A 20,871-nucleotide genomic window follows, 5' to 3' on the forward strand; every position below is an offset into this window, starting at 1 on the left:
GAGCCGCCGGAAGAACGGGGTGCGAGCCCCCAGTAGAACCGGCCGGCAGCGGACCGTCACATCCGCGCGAGAGTGGCTCCGGGCCACGGCTCCGGCCGAGGACCCGGCGGCAAGCGAGGTGGTACCGCGGCAGCGGACCCGCCCAGGGTGGGTACGTCGTCGTCCTCGCAGCGACGCGAACGACGACGAGGAGCACCACCACCATGGCCACCACCCCCCGCTACCCGCGCCACCAGACCGGCGGCGAGGTCCCGGCCTCCCCGCGGTTCCCCGAGCTCGAGCAGGAGGTGCTCGCCCACTGGGCCGCCGACGGAACCTTCCAGGCGTCGGTCGACAACCGGCCGGCCGGCGAGGACGGCAGCAACGAGTTCGTCTTCTACGACGGCCCGCCCTTCGCCAACGGCCTGCCCCACTACGGCCACCTCCTCACCGGCTACGTCAAGGACGTCGTCGGCCGCTTCCAGACCCAGCTCGGGCGCCGGGTGGAGCGCCGCTTCGGCTGGGACACCCACGGCCTGCCGGCCGAGCTCGAGGCCGAGCGGACCCTGGGGATCACGGACAAGTCCGAGATCGAGGAGATGGGCATCGAGGCCTTCAACAAGGCCTGCGAGGACTCGGTGCTGCGGTACACGGGGGAGTGGCGCGAGTACGTCACCCGCCAGGCGCGCTGGGTGGACTTCGACAACGACTACAAGACGCTCGACTCCTCCTACATGGAGTCGGTCATCTGGGCCTTCAAGCAGCTCTACGACAAGGGCCTGGCCTACGAGGGCTACCGGGTGCTGCCCTACTGCTGGAACGACCAGACCCCGCTGTCCAACCACGAGCTGCGCATGGACGACGACGTCTACCAGATGCGTCAGGACCCGGCGGTCACGGTGGGGCTGCGCCTGGAGAGCGGCGAGCTCGCCCTCATCTGGACGACGACGCCCTGGACGCTGCCCTCCAACCTTTCCCTCGCCGTCGGGCCGGACGTCGAGTACGTCACCGTCGTCCCTTCCGAGGGGGCGCTCGCGGGAGAGAAGGTGCTGCTCGCCGCTGCCCGTGTGGGCGCCTTCGCCCGCGAGCTCGGCGAGGAGCCGCAGATCGTGGCGACGACGACGGGACGCGAGCTGGCCGGGCGCCGCTACGCACCCGTCTTCGACTACTTCGTCGGCCGCGAGGGCCTGGGCGAGAACGTGTGGACGGTGCTCACCGCCGACTACGTCTCCACCGAGGACGGCACCGGCATCGTCCACCAGGCCCCGGCCTTTGGTGAGGACGACATGGCCGTGTCCGCCGCCGCCGGCATCGGCACCGTCGTCCCTGTCGACGACGGCGGCCGCTTCACCGGTGAGGTCGCCGACTACGCCGGCACGCAGGTGCTCGAGGCGAACCGCGCGATCATCGCCGACCTCAAGAACGGCACCGGCCCGATCGGCCGTCGGCCGGAGGTCGAGCGGCCGGTCCTCGTGCGCCAGGAGACCTACGACCACTCCTACCCGCACTGCTGGCGCTGCCGCCAGCCGCTCATCTACAAGGCCGTGACGAGCTGGTTCGTGCGCGTCACCGAGTTCCGCGAGCGGATGGTCGAGCTCAACCAGCAGATCACCTGGGTCCCGGACCACATCAAGGACGGCCAGTTCGGCAACTGGCTGGCCGGTGCGCGCGACTGGTCGATTTCGCGCAACCGCTACTGGGGCACCCCCATCCCGGTGTGGGTGTCGGACGACCCGGAGCACCCGCGCATCGACGTCTACGGCTCCTTCGCCGAGCTCGAGGCGGACTTCGGGCGCCTTCCGGTGGGCCGCGACGGCGAGCCCAACCTCCACCGCCCCTTCATCGACGAGCTCACCCGCCCCAACCCGGACGACCCGACCGGGACGTCGACGATGCGCCGCATCCCCGACGTCCTGGACGTGTGGTTCGACTCCGGGTCGATGCCCTACGCCCAGGTGCACTACCCCTTCGAGAACGCCGGATGGTTCGAGCACCACTACCCGGGCGACTTCATCGTCGAGTACATCGGCCAGACCCGCGGGTGGTTCTACACCCTCCACGTCCTCGCGACCGCCCTGTTCGACCGGCCGGCCTTCACGACGTCGGTCTCCCACGGGATCGTGCTGGGCTCCGACGGCCGCAAGATGAGCAAGTCCCTGCGCAACTACCCCGACGTCAACGAGGTCTTCGACCGCGACGGCTCGGACGCGATGCGCTGGTTCCTCATGGCCTCCCCGATCCTGCGCGGCGGCAACCTCGTCGTCACCGAGGAGGGCATCCGGGAGAACGTGCGCCAGGTGCTCCTGCCGGTGTGGAACACCTGGTACTTCCTCTCCCTGTACGCGGGTGCCGCGAACGGCGGGCAGGGCCGTGTGGGCCGTGAGGTGACGCCGGAGGAGGCGGCCGGCCTGCCGGTCATGGACCGCTACCTCCTGGCCCGCACCCGCGCGCTCGCCGCGGACGTGCGGACCATGCTCGAGGCCTACGACGTGCCCGGCGCCTGCCAGGCCGTGCGCGAGCACCTCGACGTCCTCACCAACTGGTACGTGCGTACCTCCCGGGACCGGTTCTGGGAGGAGGACGAGGACGCCTTCAACACCCTCCACACCGCGCTCGAGGTGCTCATGCGGGTCATGGCGCCCCTCGCCCCGCTCATCACCGAGGAGGTGTGGCGCGGGCTCACCGGCGGGCGCAGCGTCCACCTCACCGACTGGCCGGTGCTCGACGACGCCTTCGCCGCCGACGAGCTCGTCGCGTCGATGGACCGCGTGCGCGACGTCGTCTCCACCACCCTCGGCCTGCGCAAGGCCGGCGGGTTGCGCGTGCGTCAGCCGCTGCGTGTCCTGCAGGTCGTCACCGACGAGCCCGCGGCGCTCGAGCCCTTCGCCCGGCTCATCGCCGACGAGGTCAACGTCAAGGCCGTCGAGCTGCGCTCGCTCGCCGACGACACCGCCCAGGAGTACGGCGTCTACACCAGGCTCACCGTCAACGCCCGCGCCGCTGGCCCCCGGCTCGGCAAGGACGTCCAGCGCGTCATCAGGGCCGCCCGCTCGGGGGCGTGGGAGCAGACCGACGGTGGCGTCGTCGTCGATGGCATCGCCCTGGAGGAGCAGGAGTACACGCTCACCACGGAGGTCGAGGACCGTGCCGGGGACGAGCGCGCCGCGGGCGTGCTCGACGGCGGCGGTTTCGTCGTCCTCGACACCGCCCTGGACGACGAGCTCCTCGCCGAGGGGGTCGCCCGCGACGTCGTGCGCCGGGTCCAGGACGAGCGCAAGGCCGCCGGCCTGCACGTCACCGACCGGATCACCCTCGCCGTCGACGTTCCCGGACGCTACGCCCGCTGGATCGAGAACCACGCCGGTCTCGTCACCGAGGAGACCCTCGCTGTCTCCCTCACCGTCGACGTCAGCCCCACCGATGAGATCGCCGTCCGCCTGGAGGTGGCACAGCCGTGACGAACCGTGACGACCAGCGTCCCGAGGACAGCGATGACCGCGCCCGCCGGGAGATGCTCTCCCGACGGGCCGGCGACCACGCCGTCCCACCGGCCGCGGGCGGACCCACGCCGGCGAGCGCGGCGACACCCGACGGCGCCGAGCTCGCCGCCCGTGAGGTCCAGGCCGAGCACGACCGCGCCGCCCAGGAGCTCGTCGCCTCCGGCCTGTTCAGCGGGCCCGACCCCACGGTCATCGACGACGTCCTCGCCTCGCCGGACGTCACCGTCGTCGTCGACCCGGTCGCTCGCGCCCAGGCCGAGACGGAGGTCCACCGCGTCTACACCGAGATCCTCACCCGGGCCCCGGAGCACGACGTCCAGCCCAGCCTCGACCGGGTCCGGGAGGTCCTGGACCTTCTCGGTGAGCCGCAGCGCGCCTACCCCGTCATCCACATCGCCGGTACCAACGGCAAGACGTCGACGGCGCGCGTCGTCGAGCGGCTGCTGCGCGAGCGCGGCCTGCGGACGGGACGGTTCACCTCCCCGCACCTGTCGACGGTGCGCGAGCGCATCGCCCTGGACGGCGAGCCGATCAGCCCCGAGGCCTTCGTCCGCACCTGGGAGGACGTCGCGCCGTACATCGAGATGGTCGACCAGCGCTCCCGCGCCGAGGGCGGGCCGCGGCTGAGCTTCTTCGAGGTCTTCGTCGTCATGGGCTACGCGGCCTTCGCCGACGCGCCGGTGGACGTCGCCGTCGTCGAGACGGGCATGGGCGGGCGCTGGGACGCGACGAACGTCGCCGACGGGGCCGTGGAGATCCTCACGCCCATCTCCCGCGACCACGAGCGGTGGCTCGGGCACACGCTGCCGGAGATCGCCGGTGAGAAGGTCGGCATCCTCACGCCCGGCTCCACGGTCGTGAGCGCCGAGCAGCACGAGGAGGTCGCCCCCGTCGTCCGGGACGCCGTCCAGGCGCTGGGCGCCCGGCTCGTCGTCGACGGGCAGGACATGGAGGTCGTCGACCGCCAGCTCGCCGTCGGCGGGCAGATGCTGGTCCTGCGCACCTCGGCCGCCACCTACACCGACGTCTTCCTCCCGCTCCACGGCGCCCACCAGGCGCACAACGCGCTGCTCGCCGTCGCCGCCGTCGAGGCGTTCTTCGGTGGCGGCGCGCTGAGCGGGGAGGTCGTCGAGCACGCCCTCGCCTCCGTCGACTCACCCGGCCGCCTTGAGCTCGTCCGCACGAGCCCGACCGTCCTCGTCGACGCCGCCCACAACCCCGCCGGGGTGGAGGTGCTGCGCGCCGCTCTCGAGGAGTCCTTCGACCTGCGCCGCGTGGTCGGCGTCGTCGGTCTTATGGCCGACAAGGACGCCGAGGGCATCCTCTCGGGCCTCGAGCCGATGCTCACCGAGATCGTCCTCACCCGGGCGGCGACCGACCGTGCGCACGACGTCGAGGACCTCGCCGAGCTCGCCCGTCAGATCTTCGACCCCGAGCGGGTCCACGTCACCGACAGGATCGATGAGGCCATCGACCTCGCGGCGGCCCGGGCCGAGTACGGCGGCGAGCCGGGCGGCGCCGTCCTCGTCACGGGCTCGGTCGTCCTCGTCGGGGAGGCGCGGTTCCTCCTGCGGCGCGGCAGCTGACCGCTACGCGCCGGCGAGGTCCGCGAGGCGCATCCGGCCCAGCCACCCCGGGACCGCGCGCCGGGCGTCGCTCGGGCCGGTGAGCCGCACCGCGCCCGAGCCGAGCGCGCGCTCCCAGGTCGTGTCGGCGCGCCACAGCTCGACGAGCGTGCGCAGGGACGTCTCGACGTCGACGGTGACGTCGAAGCCGGGGTCGTGGTCGCAGACGTCGACCTCGTCGCCGGCGACGACGAGCCACCAGGCAGCGGCACCCGGCGGCAGGTCGGTGAGGTGGAAGGCGAGCACCGTGCGGGTACGCGGCCACGCCTCGACGGGGATGGTCCGGCGCATGTCCCAGAACAGCAGGTGGGGGTCGAGGTCCTCCTCACCCAGCTCGCCGATCCACCGCAGGCTCCACACTCCCAGGGCGCCCACCACGCCCTCGAGGTCACGGCCGGCGTCGGTGAGGGCGTACCCGACCTTGCCTCGTCCCCTCTCGCGCCGCACGAGGCCGGCCCGTTCGAGGGTGCGCAGGCGCTTGGAGAGCAGGGCGGGGGACATGCGCGGGACACCCCGGCGCAGCTCGTTGAAGTGGCGGCTGCCGGCGAGCATCTCCCGGACGACGAGGAGCGTCCAGCGCTCGTCGAGGATCTCCATCGCCTTGGCGACAGGACAGAACTGGCCGTAGCTCGTCATCGCAGCCTCCGGTGACAAGTACACGCCCGCCTGCCTGCTCCCGACAAGTACAGATCCAGCACCGCCGACGCTACAGAGCTGGCACTGGAGCCGGCTCCCGGGCCGCCGGACCCTGAGGGCACACCAGTCACCGGAAAAGGGGTCTCGCCATGACACCGTCCACCATCACCACCACCGGCACCACCGCCGACCGGGAGCTCAAGGCACGGCACCGCGCCATGTGGGCGCTGGGCGACTACCCGGCCGTCGCCGACGAGGTCATCCCAGCGCTTGGCGCCGAGCTCGTCGCCGAGGCCGGGACCGGCCCGGGCCAGACCGTCCTCGACGTCGCCGCCGGGTCCGGGAACGTCGCCGTCCGCGCCGCGCTCACCGGCGCCCGCGTCGTCGCCGCCGATCTCACGCCCGCGCTCCTCGAGGCGGGCGCGGCACGGGCCCAGCGGCTCGGTGCCACCGTCGAGTGGGTCGAGGCCGACGCGGAGGACCTGCCCTTCCCGGACGCCTCCTTCGACGTCGTCACCTCCTGCGTCGGGGTGATGTTCGCCCCGCACCACCAGCGGGCTGCGGACGAGCTCGTCCGCGTCGTCCGACCGGGCGGGACCCTCGCCCTGACGGCGTGGACCCCGGAGGGCTTCATCGGTCAGCTGTTCGCGGCCGTGCGGCCCTTCGCCCCGACCCCGCCCCCGGACGCCCAGCCGGCGCCCCGCTGGGGCGACGAGGGGCACGTGCGCACCCTCCTCGGGGACCGGGTCGAGGTCCTCACCGCCGAGCGGCGCATCCTCGCGGTCGACCGGTTCACGGGGCCCGAGCACTTCCGGGACTTCTTCGCCACGACCTACGGCCCGACCGTTGCGCTCTACCGCGCGCACGCCGGTGACGCCGAGGCCGTCGCCGGGCTCGACGCCGCCCTGACCGGCGTTGCCGACCGGTTCGGCCGCCGCGAGGCCGGCGGGTTCACCATGGGCTGGAAGTACCTGCTCCTCGTCGGGCGGCGTCGCTGAGCTCGCCGCGCGGGGTGGCCACCCGGGCCCGCCCTGCGCGCGCGCGATCAGCCTCCGGCGGGCGAAGTGGGGCGGCGGCAGGATTCTCCTGTCGCCGGGTGCGGTGCGCGTCCGGATCCGGCCGCTCCGGTCGCACCGGCCGAGTACGGTGTGGGGGAAGGCGGGGCCGGCCTCGTCACCGGCCCGCGTCAGCCCGCCGGGAGGCGGCCACTGCTGCGGCGCGGCAGTGCGCGCCGTCCCACGACGACGAGGGAGACCGCAGTGAAGAAGCTCATCAACGACCCGGGTGACGTCGTCACCCAGTCCGTCGCCGGCCTCGTGGCCGCGCACGGCGACATCCTCACCGCCAGCACCGACCCCCTGTTCGTCTCCCGCGCCGGCGGTGCCGTCAGCGGCAAGGTCGGGCTCGTCTCCGGCGGCGGGAGCGGCCACGAGCCGCTGCACGCCGGATTCGTCGGGACCGGCATGCTCGACGCCGCCGTCCCCGGCGCCGTCTTCACCTCTCCCAGCCCCGAGCCGATCCTTGCCGCCATGCAGGCCGCCGACGGCGGTGCGGGAGTCATCCAGATCGTCAAGAACTACACCGGCGACGTCCTCAACTTCGAGGTCGCGGCCGAGCTCGGTGAGGCCGAGGGGCTGAGGGTGCGCAGTGTCCTCGTGGCCGACGACGTCGCCGTGGAGGACTCGACGTGGACGGCCGGGCGCCGCGGCGTGGCCGGCACGCTCGTCGTGGAGAAGATCGCCGGGGCCGCCGCCGAGCGCGGCGACGACCTCGACGCCGTCGTCGCCGTCGCCGAGCGCACCGCCGCGGCCGTGCGGACGATGGGCATCGCCCTCCACGCGCCCACCGTGCCGGCCGCCGGCCGCCCGTCCTTTGACCTCGAGGACGACGAGGTCGAGCTCGGCATCGGCATCCACGGCGAGCCGGGCCGCCGACGGGTCAAGGCCGTGCCGGCCGACGAGACCGCCGCGCTGCTCCTCGACGCCGTGCTCACCGACCTCGGCGACGTGTCCGGGCGCGAGGTCCTCCTCCTCGTCAACGGCATGGGCGCCACCCCCGCCCTCGAGCTGTACGTCCTCTACGGCGCCGCCCGGCGCCTGCTCGAGGAGCGCGGCGCGAGCGTCGTGCGCTCGCTCGTCGGCAGCTACGTCACCTCCCTCGACATGGCGGGCGCGAGTATCAGCGTCATGCCGCTGGACGAGGAGCTCATCACGCTGTGGGACGCTCCTGCCCACACCGTGGCACTGCGTCAGGGAATGTGAGGACCGCATGGACGACACGCTCGACACCTCCTGGGTGCTGCGCTGGGCCGAGCTCGCGCAGCACGCCGTCTCCGAGAACCGGATCGCGCTCATGGAGCTCGACCGCGCCATCGGGGACGGCGACCACGGCGACAACCTCGACCGCGGCTTCACCGCCGTCAGCGCCAAGCTCGCCGACGCCTCCCCGGACTCCCCGACGGCGGCCCTCAAGCTCATCGCCACCACCCTCATGTCCACGGTCGGCGGGGCGGCCGGCCCCCTGTACGGCACCGCGTTCCTTCGGGCCGCCACGGCCCTGGGGGACGGGCCGGTCGACGCGGCGGGGGTCGCGGCGCTGCTCACCGGCGCCGTCGAGGGTGTGACGGCGCGCGGCCGGGCGGCGGCCGGGGACAAGACGATGGTCGACGCGCTGCGCCCGGCCGCCGAGGCCGCCGGTGCGGTCGCCGAGGAGGGCGGCAGCGCCCGGGCGGCCCTCGAGGCCGCCGCCGACGCCGCCGCCGCGGGCGCGGAGGCCACGGAGCCGATGGTGGCGCGCAAGGGCCGCGCCAGCTACCTCGGGGAGCGCTCGGCCGGCCACCGCGACCCCGGCGCCCAGTCCAGCGCCCTCATCCTGCGCGCCGCCGCCGACGCCGCCGCGGGGGGAGCGGGGACGGGGCAGTGACGACGGCGATCGTCGTCGTCTCCCACTCCGCGCAGCTCGCCCAGGGGCTGTGCGAGGTGGCGGCGCAGATGGCGCCCGACGTCCTCCTTCGCCCGGCCGGCGGGACCGACGACGGCCGCATCGGCACGAGCTTCGACAAGCTCCTCACCGCGGTCGGTGAGTTGACCGCGGACGGTGGTGACGGCGTCGTCGTCCTCACCGACCTCGGCTCGGCGACGATGACCGCCGAGTCCGTCCTCGAGATGGTCGACGACGACCGCGTGCTGCTCGCCGACGCCCCGCTCGTCGAGGGCACCGTCGCCGCGGCCGTCGCCGCGCAGGGCGGTGCCGGCCCGGAGGAGGTGCGGCGCGCCGCCGAGGAGGCCGCCCTGTCCTTTGCCGCCGCCCAGCGCGGCGGCCCCGCCGGCCCGGCACGGGACGGGGAGGTCCTGGAGCGGGTCCTCCAGCTGCGCAACCGGCTCGGGCTGCACGCCCGTCCCGCCGCGCAGCTCGCCCGCCTCATCACTGGCTTCGACGTCCACGTCGAGATCAACGGCGTGGACGGCGCCAGCGTGCTCGCCCTCATCGGGCTCGGGCTCGCGGGCGGGGCGACGATGACGGTCCGGGCCAGCGGCCCGCAGGCCGAGCACGTCCTCGACGCCGTCGCCCAGGTCGTCGACGAGGGCTTCGGGGAGGAGTAGCGCCGCCTCGCCGGGACTTGGTTATGGTGGCCGGAACGCTCAGCCCGACAGCACCGTCGCCCGAAGGGAATCCCATGCACGAGGTCAAGGCCGTCGTCGTCAAGGAGAGGAACGCCCCCGCCACCGTGGAGACGATCCTCGTCCCCGACCCGGGGCCGGGGGAGGCACTCGTCGACGTCGTCACGTGCGGCGTGTGCCAGACCGACCTCCACTACAAGGTCGGCGGGGTCAGCGACGACTTCCCCTTCCTCCTCGGGCACGAGGCCTCCGGCGTCGTCTCCGCCGTCGGTGAGGGCGTCACCGAGATCGCCGTCGGGGACCGCGTCATTCTCAACTGGCGCGCGGTGTGCGGGCAGTGCCGCGCGTGCCGCAAGGGCCAGCCCTGGTACTGCTTCGCCACCCACAACGCGACGCAGAAGATGACCCTGCAGGACGGCACCGAGCTCAGCCCGGCGCTCGGCATCGGTGCCTTCGCCGAGAAGACACTCGTCGCCGCGGGCCAGTGCACGAGGATCGAGGGCGACATCGCCCCCGAGCAGTACGCCGCCCTCGGTCTGCTCGGCTGCGGGGTCATGGCCGGCATCGGCGCCGTGCTCAACACCGGCGCGGTCCAGCGCGGGGAGTCGGTGGCCGTCATCGGTTGCGGCGGGGTCGGTACGGCTGCGATCGCCGGTGCCGTGCTCGCCGGGGCGACGACGATCATCGCCGTCGACCTCGACGACGAGAAGCTCGCCACTGCCCGCCGCTTCGGCGCCACCCACACCGTCAACTCCCGCGAGCAGGACCCCGTCGAGGCGATCCGCGAGCACACCGGTGGCTTCGGCGCGGACGTCGTCGTCGACGCCGTCGGGGTCGCCGCGACCTTCGCCCAGGCTTTCGAGGCACGCGACCTCGCCGGCCGCGTCGTCCTCGTCGGCGTGCCCGACCCGGGAACGGCGTGGGAAATCCCGCTGGACCAGGTCTTCGGCCGCGGCGGGGCGATCAAGTCCGCGTGGTACGGCGACACCCTGCCCTCGCGCGACTTCCCCATGCTCGTCGAGCAGTACCGCCTGGGCCGCCTGGACCTCGACGGCTTCGTCACCGAGCGCATCGGCATCGACGACGTCGAGCCCGCCTTCGACAAGATGGCCGCCGGCAAGGTGCTGCGCTCCGTCGTCGAGATCAACGACCCGCCCGCGACCTGACCCGCCCCACGCCCCCCACCCCTTATCGCCGACAGCTGAGTTGTTACCGGCCGTCACCCGACCCGATGGGAGCCACCCGATGACCACCCCCGTGCGCACGGACAGCAGCGGACGCGTCCGCGTCGAGAACCTCGTCACCAGCGGCACCTTCTCGCTCGACGGCGGGACCTGGGACGTCGACAACAACGTGTGGATCGTCGGTGACGACACCGAGTGCGTCGTCATCGACCCGGCGCACGACCCGGCCGCCGTCGTCGAGGCGGTGGGTGGTCGCCGCGTCGTCGCCGTCCTGCTCACCCACGGCCACGACGACCACATCCGTGCCGTGCGCGACGTCGCCGCCCGGGTGGGCGCTCCGGTCCACCTCAACCCGGCCGACACGATGCTGTGGGAGCAGGTCTACCCCGGCACGACGGCGGACGAGGAGATCACCGACGGGCAGGAGATCACGGTCGCCGGCGTCACGCTCACCGCCCTGCACACCCCCGGCCACTCGCCCGGCTCGACGTGCTTCCACGCACCGGACCTGGGGGAGGGCGGCATCCTCTTCTCCGGCGACACCCTCTTCAACGGTGGGCCTGGCGCGACCGGCCGCTCCTACTCGGACTTCCCGACGATCATCGAGTCGATCCGCGAGCGGGTCCTCACGCTGCCCGAGTCGACCGAGGTGCTCACCGGCCACGGGGACGCGACGTCCGTCGGGGCCGAGAAGCCGCACCTGCAGGAGTGGGTCGACCGCGGCCACTGAGGAACCGGCGGGGCCGGTAGGGCACGATAGGGGCCATGAGCGAGATCAAGCCCGTCGAGAGCTGGCTGACCGACATGGACGGCGTGCTCGTCCACGAGCAGCAGGCCATCCCCGGTGCCGCCGAGTTCATCCAGGCCCTCATCGCCTCCGGACGGCGCTTCCTCGTCCTGACGAACAACTCGATCTTCACGCCGCGCGACCTGCGCGCCCGGCTGCGCGCCGGAGGCATCGACATCCCCGAGGACGCGATCTGGACCTCGGCGATGGCCGCGGCTCAGTTCCTCGACGGTCAGCGCCGCGGGGGCAGCGCCTACGTCGTCGGCGAGGCCGGCCTCACCACCGCGCTCCATGACATCGGCTACACGATGACCGACGTCGACCCCGACTACGTCGTCCTCGGGGAGACCCGCACGTACTCCTTCGAGGCGATCACCCGCGCGATCCGGCTCGTAGAGGCGGGGGCGCGCTTCATCGCGACCAACCCCGACCCCTCCGGCCCCTCCCAGGAGGGCACGCTCCCGGCCACCGGGGCGGTCGCCGCCCTCATCACCCGGGCCACCGGCGTCGAGCCCTACTTCGTCGGCAAGCCCAACCCGCTCATGATGCGCAGCGCGCTCAACCGGATCGACGCGCACTCGGAGTCCACCGTGATGATCGGGGACCGGATGGACACCGACGTCGTGTCCGGCCTCGAGGCCGGCATGCGGACCATCCTCGTCCTGACGGGGTCGACCCGGCCCGAGCAGGTGGACCGCTTCCCCTACGTGCCCACCCGCGTCGTCGACTCCATCGCCGACGTCACGCCGCTCGTCGCCGAGTACGCCCCGCAGGCGGAGCGGTGACCCGCCGTCCCCGGCGCAGCGCCCGGGCGCTGTTCACGGCCACCCTCCTCCTCAGCGAGGCGATGGTCGTCCTCTTCGCCGGCCTGGTCGCCTACGGCCTGCGCCTGGCCCCGGTGCGGGAGATCGTCCTCGGCGGTGCGGTGCTCGCGCTGTGGGCCGTCCTCGCCGGCGTCCTCGTGCGCCGCGGCACGGTCGGGTACGTCCTCGGCTCGCTGCTCCAGCTCGCGCTCATCGCCACCGGGCTCGTCGTGCCGATGATGTACGCCGTCGGCGGCGTCTTCGCGCTGCTGTGGCTCGTGTCCCTGCGCGTCGGCGGGCAGATCGACGCCGAGCGCGTGGTGCGGGAGGACGCCGAGCGCGAGCACGAGGAGCGCCGCGGCGCGGGGGAGGCCGCGACGGGCCGGTAGGGTCGGTCGCGTGACTTCCACCGAACGTACCCTCGTCCTCATCAAGCCCGACGGCGTCCAGCGCTCCCTCGTCGGGGAGGTCCTGCGCCGCATCGAGGCCAAGGGCTACCGCATCGTCGCCCTCGAGATGCGCAGCGCCGACGCCGAGCTCCTCGGCGAGCACTACGCCGAGCACCGCGGGCGCCCCCACTTCGAGCCGCTCATCGAGTTCATGGGCTCCGGCCCGCTCGTCGCCGCCGTCGTCGAGGGCAACCGCGTGATCGAGGGCTTCCGGTCCCTCGCCGGCACCACCGAGCCGACGACGGCGGCCCCCGGCACCATCCGCGGCGACCTCGCCCGCGCGTGGGACACCAAGGTCATCCAGAACCTCGTCCACGGCTCCGACTCCCCGGAGTCCGCCGAGCGCGAGATCTCCCTCTGGTTCCCCACGTTCTGACACACCCCACCGTCCGCGCCGAGAGCTGAGCCGTTCCCCGGAACAGCTCGGCTCTCGGCGTCGTGGGGCGTGGGTCAGTAGAACTCGCGCGTGTCCATGACGTTGCGCAGCGGCTGGCCGTCCAGCAGCCGCGTGGCGTTCTCGGCGAAGAGTGCGGCGATCCGGCGCGGCTCCTGCTCGGAGAGTGCGGCGGTGTGAGGGCTGAGGAGCACGCTCGGGTGGCCCCACAGCGGACTGTCGACGGGCAGCGGCTCCACGGCCGTGACGTCGAGCGCCGCGAACCCGACGCGGCCGGCGTCGAGGGCCTCGACCAGCGCGGCCTCGTCGACGACGGTCCCACGGCCGACGTTGACGAAGAGGGTGCCGGCTCGCAGGCCACCGAAGACCTCGGCCCCGAGGAGGCCGGTCGTCCGGTCGGTGCCCGGCAGCGCCGACACGATCGCGTCCGCCTGCGCGGCCGCGGCGGCGAGGTCGTCGAGCGGGACGACGCGGTCGACGTGCTCGAGGGCCTCGCGCCGGCGGCTCGTGCCCCAGACGGTGGCGCCCAGCGCCGCGAAGCGCTGCGCGACGACGCGACCGATGCCGCCGAGCCCGACGACGAGGACCGTCATCTCGCTCACGTGCCGCATGAGGCGCCGGCCGTCGCCCCACGTGCGTGACGCCTGGTCGGCCTCGAGCCGCCGCAGGTCCTTCGCGCCGGCGAGCACACCGAAGAGAGCCCACTCGGCCAGCGTCTCGGCGTGCATGCCCGCGCTCGTCGTCACGGTGACGCGCCCGAGCTCCTCGGCAGTGAGCCGTGCGGCCTTGACCTGACCGCCGCCGCCCGCGGCGGTCGTGTGGACCCACCGCAGCCGCAGGTTGCTGCGCACGGTCCGGGCGAGCGCCTCGGGGGAGACGTCGGGGATCCCGAAGAGCGCGTCCGCCTCGTGGAGCAGAGCCTCGAAGGCATGCTGCTGCGCCGGGTCGCGGCGCCAGGCGGGGTCACCCTCCCAGTCGCCGCTCCAGCGCCACGGCGGGGTGAGCCCAGGTCCGCGCAGCAGCTCGATGCGCGGCTCGCGGCGGAGGATGAGCTCCACCGATGCGTCGTCGAGGGTGACGCCGAGCGCCACCTTGAGGGTGTGGTCCGGCACGGGATCTCCTTCGGTGGGGGCGGCAGGGCCGGGTGGGGCTAGGTCAGCGCAGCGGGGTCTCGAGGCGGGTGCCGCCGGCGAGCACCGTGGCGACGCGACCGGGGCCGGCCTCGTGGTTGGACAGCGGTGCGCCCGCCATGACGACGTCGCCCGGGCCCAGACGTAACCACCGGGCGACGTAGGCGAGGGACTCCCTCACGGGGACGGGCATTGCCTCCACCGTCGTCGCGCACACGCGGGTGCCGTCGAGCTCGAGGGCGAGCAGCCCGGTGTCGAGGGACGCCGCTGTGTCGATCCACGGTCCCAGCGGCGTGGAGCCGTCCCCGCCCTTGGACTCGAAGTTGCGCGGGTCGAGCGTGGAGCGGTCCGGGTAGGAGATGTCGTTGACGGCGGTGACGCCGAGGACGAACTCGTGGGCGTTCCCCTCGTTGAGGTCCGGGCCCTCCGGGCTGCCGGTGTCACGGCCGATGACGACCGCAACCTCCGCCTCCATGACGGCGCGTCCCGCGTCGCGGCGCAGGCGCACCGGCTCACCGTGCGCGACGACGGTGCGCGGGCTCTTGAGCCAGGCCTGCACGGGGGAGGGGTGCTCCGACGTGCCCCGGTTCTGCGCGATACCGACGAGCACCGTGGGCACGGTCGGGGGCAGCAGCCGCAGCCCCGCAGCCGGCACGGCCTCGCCGTCGTCGTGGGGGCGGCGTCCCTCGGTGAAGGCGACGTACGGGTCCCCGACGGGCCGGACGACGTCGCCGTCGAACCGGACGTGGCGGACCGTGCCGTCGAGGACCGCGCGTCCGATGCGCATCACCGCACCGCCGTGCTGATCGCCGCGTGCGTCTCGTCGGTGGAGACGCGGATGGCGTCGTCGTGCCTGAGGAGGTCGCGGCCCTTGGTCTCGGGCACGAGGAACGTCGACGCCGTCGTGATGAGCGCGAGCGTGGCCATGTACACGGCGGGAAGCAGCCAGTCGCCGTCGGAGACCGCGAGGAGGTAGGCGCCGAGCACGCCCGCCAGCCCGCCCGCGAGGACCGCGGAGATCTCCCGCGCCATCGCGACGCCGAGGTATCGGTGGCGGTTGCCGAAGAGCTCGGGCAGCATCGCGCACTGGGGGCCGAGCATGGTGTTGACCGCGACACCGATCCCGATCGCGATGACGGCGATGACGCCGACGGGGTGACCCTGGGAGAGCACCCACCAGGCCGGGAAGGAGTACAGCAGCAGGAACACGGCCCCCGCGCGGTAGACGATGCGGCGGCCGAACCGGTCCGACAGGTGACCGCTGAGCGGAAGCACGACCATCGCGATGAGCGCGCCGAGGGTCACGCCCCATGTCGCGACACCGCGGTCGACGGGGTTGGCGATGAAGTTGCCGGCGACGAAGGCCAGACCCAGCGTCTGGAACATGTAGGAGCCGCCGTTCTCGGCCATCCGCAGCCCGATCCCGACGACGACGCTGGGGAAGCCCGTGGTGAAGATGTCGCGCACGGGTCGTTCGGCGACCTGCTCGTGCTTCTCCAGCTCCACGAAGGTCGGGGTCTCGCGCAGCCGCATGCGGATGAACAGCGCGAGCAGGATGAGGAGGAAGGAGGAGAGGAAGGGCAGGCGCCAGGCCCAGCCGAAGAAGACCTCGTCGGGCAGCAGGGACATGAGTGAGAACACCAGGGCGGCGAGCAGGGTGCCGAGCTGGATGCCGATGAAGGGCAGCGCGGAGAAGAAGCCGCGGCGCCGGACCGGGGAGTACTCGGCCATGAGCACCGTCGCGCCTGCCTGCTCGGCCCCCGCCCCGAAGCCCTGGAGGAGACGGAGCACCGTCAGCAGGACGGGAGCCCAGACGCCGATCGAGTCGTAGGTGGGAAGCACGCCGATGAGCGTCGTGGCCCCGCCCATGAGGGCGATCGTCACGACGAGCACCCACTTGCGGCCGAGCCGGTCGCCGAGCGTGCCGAAGAAGAGGCCGCCGAGCGGACGGGCGACGAACCCGACTCCGAAGGAGGCGAGCGAGGCGACGACGGCGAGCTCCGGCGGAAGGTTGGAGAAGAACAGGTCACCGAAGATCAACGCCGAGAAGAGCCCGTACAGGGCGAAGTCGAAGTACTCGAGTGCGCTTCCCACGCTCGAGGCGAGCGTCGCGCGGCGCAGGTTGTCGGCGTAGTCCGGATCGTCCGTGTGGTCCAGGCGCCTGGTGGTGTCGTCGTTGGTCACGTGCCATCCCCTCGATAGGCGTGCTCCGTTGCGTGTGAACCGTAACACCATGCTGAACGACGTACAACCGGCTGAACAGATTGATGCTGGGTCGTCAGACTGCCGGTCGGTGGAGGGGGTTCGTCAGGGCCTGTGCCGCCGTGAGGAGCGCGGCGCCCACCTCCGCGACCCGCGCCTCGTCCGCCTCCTCGGTGAGGAGCGCGGCGCCCATCGCCAGCGGCGGATCGACCGGCGCCCACGGCTCGAGCGGGACGGCGACCCCGGTGATCCGCGCGAGCGAGGCGCCGCGGTCGATCGCGTAGCCGCGCTCGCGGGTCGCGGCGAGTGTGGGGAGGAGCTCGTCCACGGTCGTCGGGCTGTCCGGGGTCAGCTGCCGGAAGGGCTGCGAGTCCGCCAGGAGGGAGCGCACCTGGGCGTCGTCGACGGTGGACAGGAGGGCCAGCCCGGTGGCGGTCATGGCCGCCGGCAGCCGCGAGCCGAGAGGGGTGCCGAAGCGGTTGGGCCACCGCCCCTCGTGCCGCGCGAGGTAGACCGCCTCGCTGCCGTCGAGCATGGCGATCTGCACCACCTCACCGTGGAGCACCGGCGACGCGGCGACGACCCGGTAGAACTCGCGGACCTGGTTGAACTGCTGCGCGTAGGCGCCTCCGAGCTCGGCCACCCGCCGCCCCAGCCGGTAGCCGCCGTTGTCCCGCTCGATCATCGCGCCGTCCTCAAGGGCCGCGCACAGGTTCGCCGTCGAGGACTTCGCGATGCCCAGGGCCCGGGCGATCTCGCTGAGCGTCAAGGGGACCCCCTGCGCGTCCGCCAGCAGGGTGAGGATCCGCAGCGAGCGCGACACCGCGGGGGCGGGGCCACGCTCGGGCGCACCGGTCGGTGCATCGGTCATGCGAGGTTCCTTCGGGTCGGGCGGCCGGGTACGCGACCAACCTAGCCAAGCGGACTGCGGCAGGGGACCGGCCCGCGACTCCCCGGGGACCGCGGTTCCGCCCGTTAGGCTGCTTCCGTGCATCTCAAGACGCTGACGCTGCGGGGGTTCAAGTCCTTCGCGTCAGCGACGACCCTGCACCTGGAGCCGGGGATCACCTGCGTGGTGGGGCCCAACGGCTCGGGCAAGTCCAACGTCGTCGACGCCCTGTCGTGGGTCATGGGCGAGCAGGGCGCCAAGTCGCTGCGCGGCGGCTCGATGTCCGACGTCATCTTCGCCGGCACCTCCTCGCGCGCGCCGCTCGGCCGCGCTGAGGTGTCCCTGACGATCGACAACTCCGACGGGCTGCTGCCCATCGACTACTCCGAGGTGACGATCTCCCGCACCCTCTTCCGGGGCGGCGGCTCGGAGTACGCCATCAACGGGGAGTCCTGCCGGCTCCTGGACATCCAGGAGCTCCTCTCCGACACCGGCATGGGCCGGGAGATGCACGTCATCGTCGGGCAGGGGCAGCTCGACGCCGTCCTGTCCGCCGGGCCCGAGGAGCGCCGCGGCTTCATCGAGGAGGCCGCCGGCGTCCTCAAGCACCGCCGCCGCAAGGAGAAGGCGCTGCGCAAGCTCGAGGCGATGAAGGCCAACGTCGACCGCGTCAACGACCTGTCGACCGAGATCCGCCGCCAGCTCGGCCCGCTCGCCCGCCAGGCCGACGTCGCGCGCCGCGCGCAGGTCATCCAGGCCGACCTGCGCGACTCCCGCGCCCGCCTGCTGGCTGACGACCTCGTCCAGCTCACCGCCACCCTCCAGCGGGAGGTCGCCGACGAGACGGCGCTGCGGGAGCGGCGCACTGCCGTCGAGGCCGCCGCGGACTCCGCCCGCAGCCGCCTCGCCGCCCTCGAGGCACATGCCGCGGCCGCCGCGCCGCTCCTGCGCGAGGCGACCGACACGTGGCACTCCCTGTCCGGGCTGCGCGAGCGCCTGCGCGGCCTGCACTCCCTGGCCGCGGAGCGCACCCGCCTGCTCGGCGCCCCCACCCAGGAGCACCGCGGCACCGACCCCGACGAGCTCGACGCCCGCGCCGCCCGCGCCCGCGAGGAGGAGCAGGCGCTCGCCGCGGAGGTCGAGGCCGCCCGCGCCGCCCGTGACGCCGTCGTCGCCGAGCGCACCCGCCTCGAGGACGCCGAGCGCGAGGCCGAGCGAGCGCTGGCCGCCGTCCACCGGGGCGTCGCGGACCGCCGCGAGGGGCTCGCGCGGCTCACCGGGCAGGTCGCCGCCCGCCGCAGCGCCGCGGAGGCCGCCCAGGCCGAGCTCGGGCGCCTGCGCGCCAGCCTCGCCGAGGCCGAGGAGCGCAGCCGCCACGCCCAGGCCGAGTTCACCGCCCTCGAGCAGCAGGTCGCCGGCGAGGAGGAGGGCGAGGAGGGCCTGGACGAGGCGCACGAGGAGGCCCTGGAGGAGCTCGACGCCGCCGAGGCCGCCCTCGCCGCGCTCCACGAGGAGGAGCGCACCGCCGAGGGCGAGCGCCGCACCTGGCAGACCCGCCGCGACACCCTCGAGCTCTCCCTCGTCCGCAAGGACGGCACCGGTGCGCTCCTCGAGGCCGCCGAGCGCCTCGCCGGACTGCGCGGCTCCCTGCCGGACGCGCTGAGCGTCGAGCACGGCTACGAGGCCGCCGTCGCCGCCGTCCTCGGCGCCCACACCGACGCCGCCGTCGTCGAGTCCACCGACGTCGCCGTCGACGCCATCCGCCGCGCCCGCGACGAGGACCTCGGCCAGGTGCGTCTCGTCGTCGCCGGTGCCGCCACCCCCGACGACGACGCCGCCGCCCCCGCGGGCGGGCGCTGGGCCAGGGACGTCGTCACGGCCGACGGCGAGCTCGCGGGTGCCGTGACCACCCTGCTGGCCGGCGCCGTCGTCGTCGACGACCTCGCCACCGCTCGGGCCGCCGTCGCGGCCGCCGACGTCCTCGCCGTCACCCGCGACGGCGACGTCCTCTCCCGCGCCAAGGCCGCCGGCGGCACGGGTGCCGGCCCGAACGTCCTCGAGCTGCACGCCGCCCACGAGGAGGCCGTCACCGAGGCGGACGGCGCGACCGCCCGCGCCGAGCAGGCGCGTTTCGGGCTCGTCGCCGCCCGTGACCGCGTCGCCCGCGCCCAGGAGTCCGTCGACGCGACCCTCGCCGCCCTGCACGCCTCGGACGCCCGGCTCGCGGGCGTCGCCGAGCAGCTGGGCCGGCTGGGGTCCGCCGCCCGCTCCGCCGAGGCCGAGGGCGATCGCATCCGCCCCGCGATCGCCGAGCTCGTCACCCAGGGCGAGGAGCACGAGCGCCAGCTCGCCGAGCTCCTCGCCCGCCTCGAGGTCGCGCAGCGGGAGCCCGAGCGCACCGAGGAGGACCTCACCGCCGCGACGGCCGAGCGTGACCGCGCCGCCGGTGAGGCCCGCGCCGCGCGGGCCCGGGAGACCGAGGCACGTCTGGCGCTGCGCACCGTCGAGGAGCGGGCCGGGGCCCTGTCCGGCCGGGCCGCGTCCCTCGAGCGGGCCGCCGAGGCCGAGCGGGTCGCGCGCCGCAAGGCCGCCGAGCGCGAGCAGCGCCGCGCCCGGCAGGCCGAGACCGCGGCTCTCGTCCGCTCCGGCGCCGAGCAGGCGCTCGCCGTCATCGAGCGCTCGCTGTCCGCAGCCGCGGACGCCCGCGAGGAGGCCGAGGAGGCCCGCGGGGCCCGCGAGCGGGAGATCGCCCAGGTGCGCACCGAGCTCGAGGGGGCCACCGGCGAGCTCGCGCGGCTCACCGACGCCGTCCATCGTGACGAGGTTGCCCGCACCGAGCAGCGGCTGCGCATCAGCCAGCTCGAGGAGCGTTCGGTGAGCGAGCTCGGCCTGGACCCCGAGGTGCTCGTCGAGGAGTACGGCCCCCACCAGCCGGTGCCCGTCGTCGTGCCCGAGGGGGAGGAGCCGCACGAGCCCGTCGCCTACGTGCGCGAGGAGCAGGACAAGCGGCGCAAGCGCGCCGAGCGCGACCTCGCGCGCCTGGGCAAGGTCAACCCGCTGGCGCTGGAGGAGCACGCGGCGCTCGCCGAGCGGCACCAGTTCCTCACCGAGCAGCTCGCCGACCTCAAGAAGTCCCGCGCCGACCTCATGGAGATCGTCCGGGAGATCGACGAGCGCGTCGAGCGAGTCTTCGCGGAGGCCTACGCGGACACCGCGGCCGCCTTCGACGACGTCTTCGCCCGGCTCTTCCCCGGCGGCGAGGGCCGCCTCGTCCTCACCGACCCCGAGGACATGCTCACCACCGGCATCGAGATCGAGGCCCGGCCCGCGGGCAAGAAGGTCAAGCGCCTGTCGCTCCTGTCCGGCGGGGAGCGCTCGCTCACCGCCGTCGCGCTCCTCGTCGCGATCTTCAAGGCGCGGCCCAGCCCCTTCTACGTCATGGACGAGGTCGAGGCGGCGCTGGACGACACGAACCTCGGCCGGCTCCTGGAGATCTTCACCGAGCTGCGCGAGGACTCCCAGCTCATCGTCATCACCCACCAGAAGCGGACGATGGAGATCGCCGACGCCCTGTACGGCGTCACCATGCGCGGGGACGGCGTCACCACCGTCATCAGCCAGCGGCTGGCCGAGGAGGAGCGCGCCGGGGTGTGACCACGCCGGTGAGACCGGA

The 20,871-nt window shown here is 73.7% G+C and carries 17 protein-coding genes; 12 read left to right on the forward strand and 5 right to left on the reverse strand.

Annotated elements, in window-relative coordinates:
- The first annotated feature begins 203 nt into the window (after positions 1-203).
- Together ileS and M3148_RS12070 are read left to right on the forward strand one after the other, a co-directional pair.
- The gene (gene ileS / locus M3148_RS12065; protein WP_251304951.1) at positions 204-3,437 is read left to right on the forward strand and encodes an isoleucine--tRNA ligase; all 3,234 of its coding nucleotides are present in this window, start codon (positions 204-206) and stop codon (positions 3,435-3,437) included.
- The gene (locus M3148_RS12070) at positions 3,434-5,065 is read left to right on the forward strand and encodes a bifunctional folylpolyglutamate synthase/dihydrofolate synthase (protein ID WP_251304952.1); all 1,632 of its coding nucleotides are present in this window, start codon (positions 3,434-3,436) and stop codon (positions 5,063-5,065) included. Before ileS ends, M3148_RS12070 begins: the two co-directional genes overlap by 4 nt.
- A gap of 3 nt (positions 5,066-5,068) precedes the next feature.
- On the opposite strand, the gene M3148_RS12075 is transcribed toward M3148_RS12070, so the two are convergent.
- A complete protein-coding gene (locus tag M3148_RS12075) occupies positions 5,069-5,740 on the reverse strand; it encodes a winged helix-turn-helix transcriptional regulator (protein WP_251304953.1) in 672 nt (223 codons plus the stop codon).
- A gap of 149 nt (positions 5,741-5,889) precedes the next feature.
- Here M3148_RS12075 and M3148_RS12080 point away from each other — a divergent pair, with 149 nt between their 5' ends.
- From M3148_RS12080 to ndk, 9 genes are all read left to right on the forward strand, one after another.
- Positions 5,890-6,738: a class I SAM-dependent methyltransferase gene (locus M3148_RS12080; protein WP_251304954.1), complete on the forward strand. Its 849-nt coding sequence runs from the start codon at positions 5,890-5,892 to the stop codon at positions 6,736-6,738.
- A gap of 261 nt (positions 6,739-6,999) precedes the next feature.
- The gene (dhaK, locus tag M3148_RS12085; RefSeq protein WP_251304955.1) at positions 7,000-8,001 is read left to right on the forward strand and encodes a dihydroxyacetone kinase subunit DhaK; all 1,002 of its coding nucleotides are present in this window, start codon (positions 7,000-7,002) and stop codon (positions 7,999-8,001) included.
- Between the two features lie 7 nt (positions 8,002-8,008).
- Entirely contained in the window at positions 8,009-8,662 is a 654-nt protein-coding gene (gene dhaL, locus M3148_RS12090; RefSeq protein ID WP_251304956.1) for a dihydroxyacetone kinase subunit DhaL, read from the forward strand.
- A complete protein-coding gene (dhaM, locus tag M3148_RS12095; RefSeq protein WP_251304957.1) occupies positions 8,659-9,342 on the forward strand; it encodes a dihydroxyacetone kinase phosphoryl donor subunit DhaM in 684 nt (227 codons plus the stop codon). The genes dhaL and dhaM overlap by 4 nt, the downstream gene beginning before the upstream one ends.
- A gap of 74 nt (positions 9,343-9,416) precedes the next feature.
- Positions 9,417-10,526 carry an S-(hydroxymethyl)mycothiol dehydrogenase gene (locus tag M3148_RS12100; protein WP_251304958.1) on the forward strand — a complete coding sequence of 370 codons (1,110 nt, stop codon included), beginning with the start codon at positions 9,417-9,419 and terminating at the stop codon, positions 10,524-10,526.
- A 79-nt stretch (positions 10,527-10,605) separates the two neighbouring features.
- Entirely contained in the window at positions 10,606-11,274 is a 669-nt protein-coding gene (locus M3148_RS12105; protein ID WP_251304959.1) for an MBL fold metallo-hydrolase, read from the forward strand.
- Positions 11,275-11,309: 35 nt separating this feature from the next.
- Positions 11,310-12,116 (forward strand): HAD-IIA family hydrolase, encoded by an 807-nt coding sequence (locus tag M3148_RS12110; protein ID WP_251304960.1) that lies wholly within the window; start codon positions 11,310-11,312, stop codon positions 12,114-12,116.
- Positions 12,113-12,523 (forward strand): DUF4233 domain-containing protein, encoded by a 411-nt coding sequence (locus M3148_RS12115; RefSeq protein ID WP_251304961.1) that lies wholly within the window; start codon positions 12,113-12,115, stop codon positions 12,521-12,523. The genes M3148_RS12110 and M3148_RS12115 overlap by 4 nt, the downstream gene beginning before the upstream one ends.
- Positions 12,524-12,533: 10 nt before the next feature.
- A complete protein-coding gene (gene ndk / locus M3148_RS12120) occupies positions 12,534-12,959 on the forward strand; it encodes a nucleoside-diphosphate kinase (RefSeq protein WP_251304962.1) in 426 nt (141 codons plus the stop codon).
- Between the two features lie 74 nt (positions 12,960-13,033).
- Here ndk and M3148_RS18350 read toward each other — a convergent pair whose 3' ends face one another.
- The 4 genes from M3148_RS18350 to M3148_RS12140 all read right to left on the reverse strand — a co-directional run bounded on the left by M3148_RS18350 (position 13,034) and on the right by M3148_RS12140 (position 17,180).
- Entirely contained in the window at positions 13,034-14,089 is a 1,056-nt protein-coding gene (locus M3148_RS18350) for a D-2-hydroxyacid dehydrogenase (RefSeq protein ID WP_251304963.1), read from the reverse strand.
- 43 nt (positions 14,090-14,132) lie between these two features.
- Positions 14,133-14,894, reverse strand: a complete 762-nt coding sequence (locus M3148_RS12130; RefSeq protein ID WP_251304964.1) for a fumarylacetoacetate hydrolase family protein — start codon at positions 14,892-14,894, stop codon at positions 14,133-14,135.
- The gene (locus M3148_RS12135) at positions 14,894-16,291 is read right to left on the reverse strand and encodes an MFS transporter (RefSeq protein ID WP_251304965.1); all 1,398 of its coding nucleotides are present in this window, start codon (positions 16,289-16,291) and stop codon (positions 14,894-14,896) included. Before M3148_RS12135 ends, M3148_RS12130 begins: the two co-directional genes overlap by 1 nt.
- A 94-nt stretch (positions 16,292-16,385) precedes the next feature.
- A complete protein-coding gene (locus M3148_RS12140) occupies positions 16,386-17,180 on the reverse strand; it encodes an IclR family transcriptional regulator (protein WP_251304966.1) in 795 nt (264 codons plus the stop codon).
- Between the two features lie 117 nt (positions 17,181-17,297).
- On the opposite strand from M3148_RS12140, the gene smc reads away from it, so the two are divergent.
- Positions 17,298-20,852 carry a chromosome segregation protein SMC gene (gene smc / locus M3148_RS12145; RefSeq protein ID WP_251304967.1) on the forward strand — a complete coding sequence of 1,185 codons (3,555 nt, stop codon included), beginning with the start codon at positions 17,298-17,300 and terminating at the stop codon, positions 20,850-20,852.
- Positions 20,853-20,871: the final 19 nt, after the last annotated feature.

Origin of the sequence: Georgenia satyanarayanai (genome assembly GCF_023715365.1) — a bacterium.
In the GTDB taxonomy this organism is placed as follows: domain Bacteria; phylum Actinomycetota; class Actinomycetes; order Actinomycetales; family Actinomycetaceae; genus Oceanitalea; species Oceanitalea satyanarayanai_B.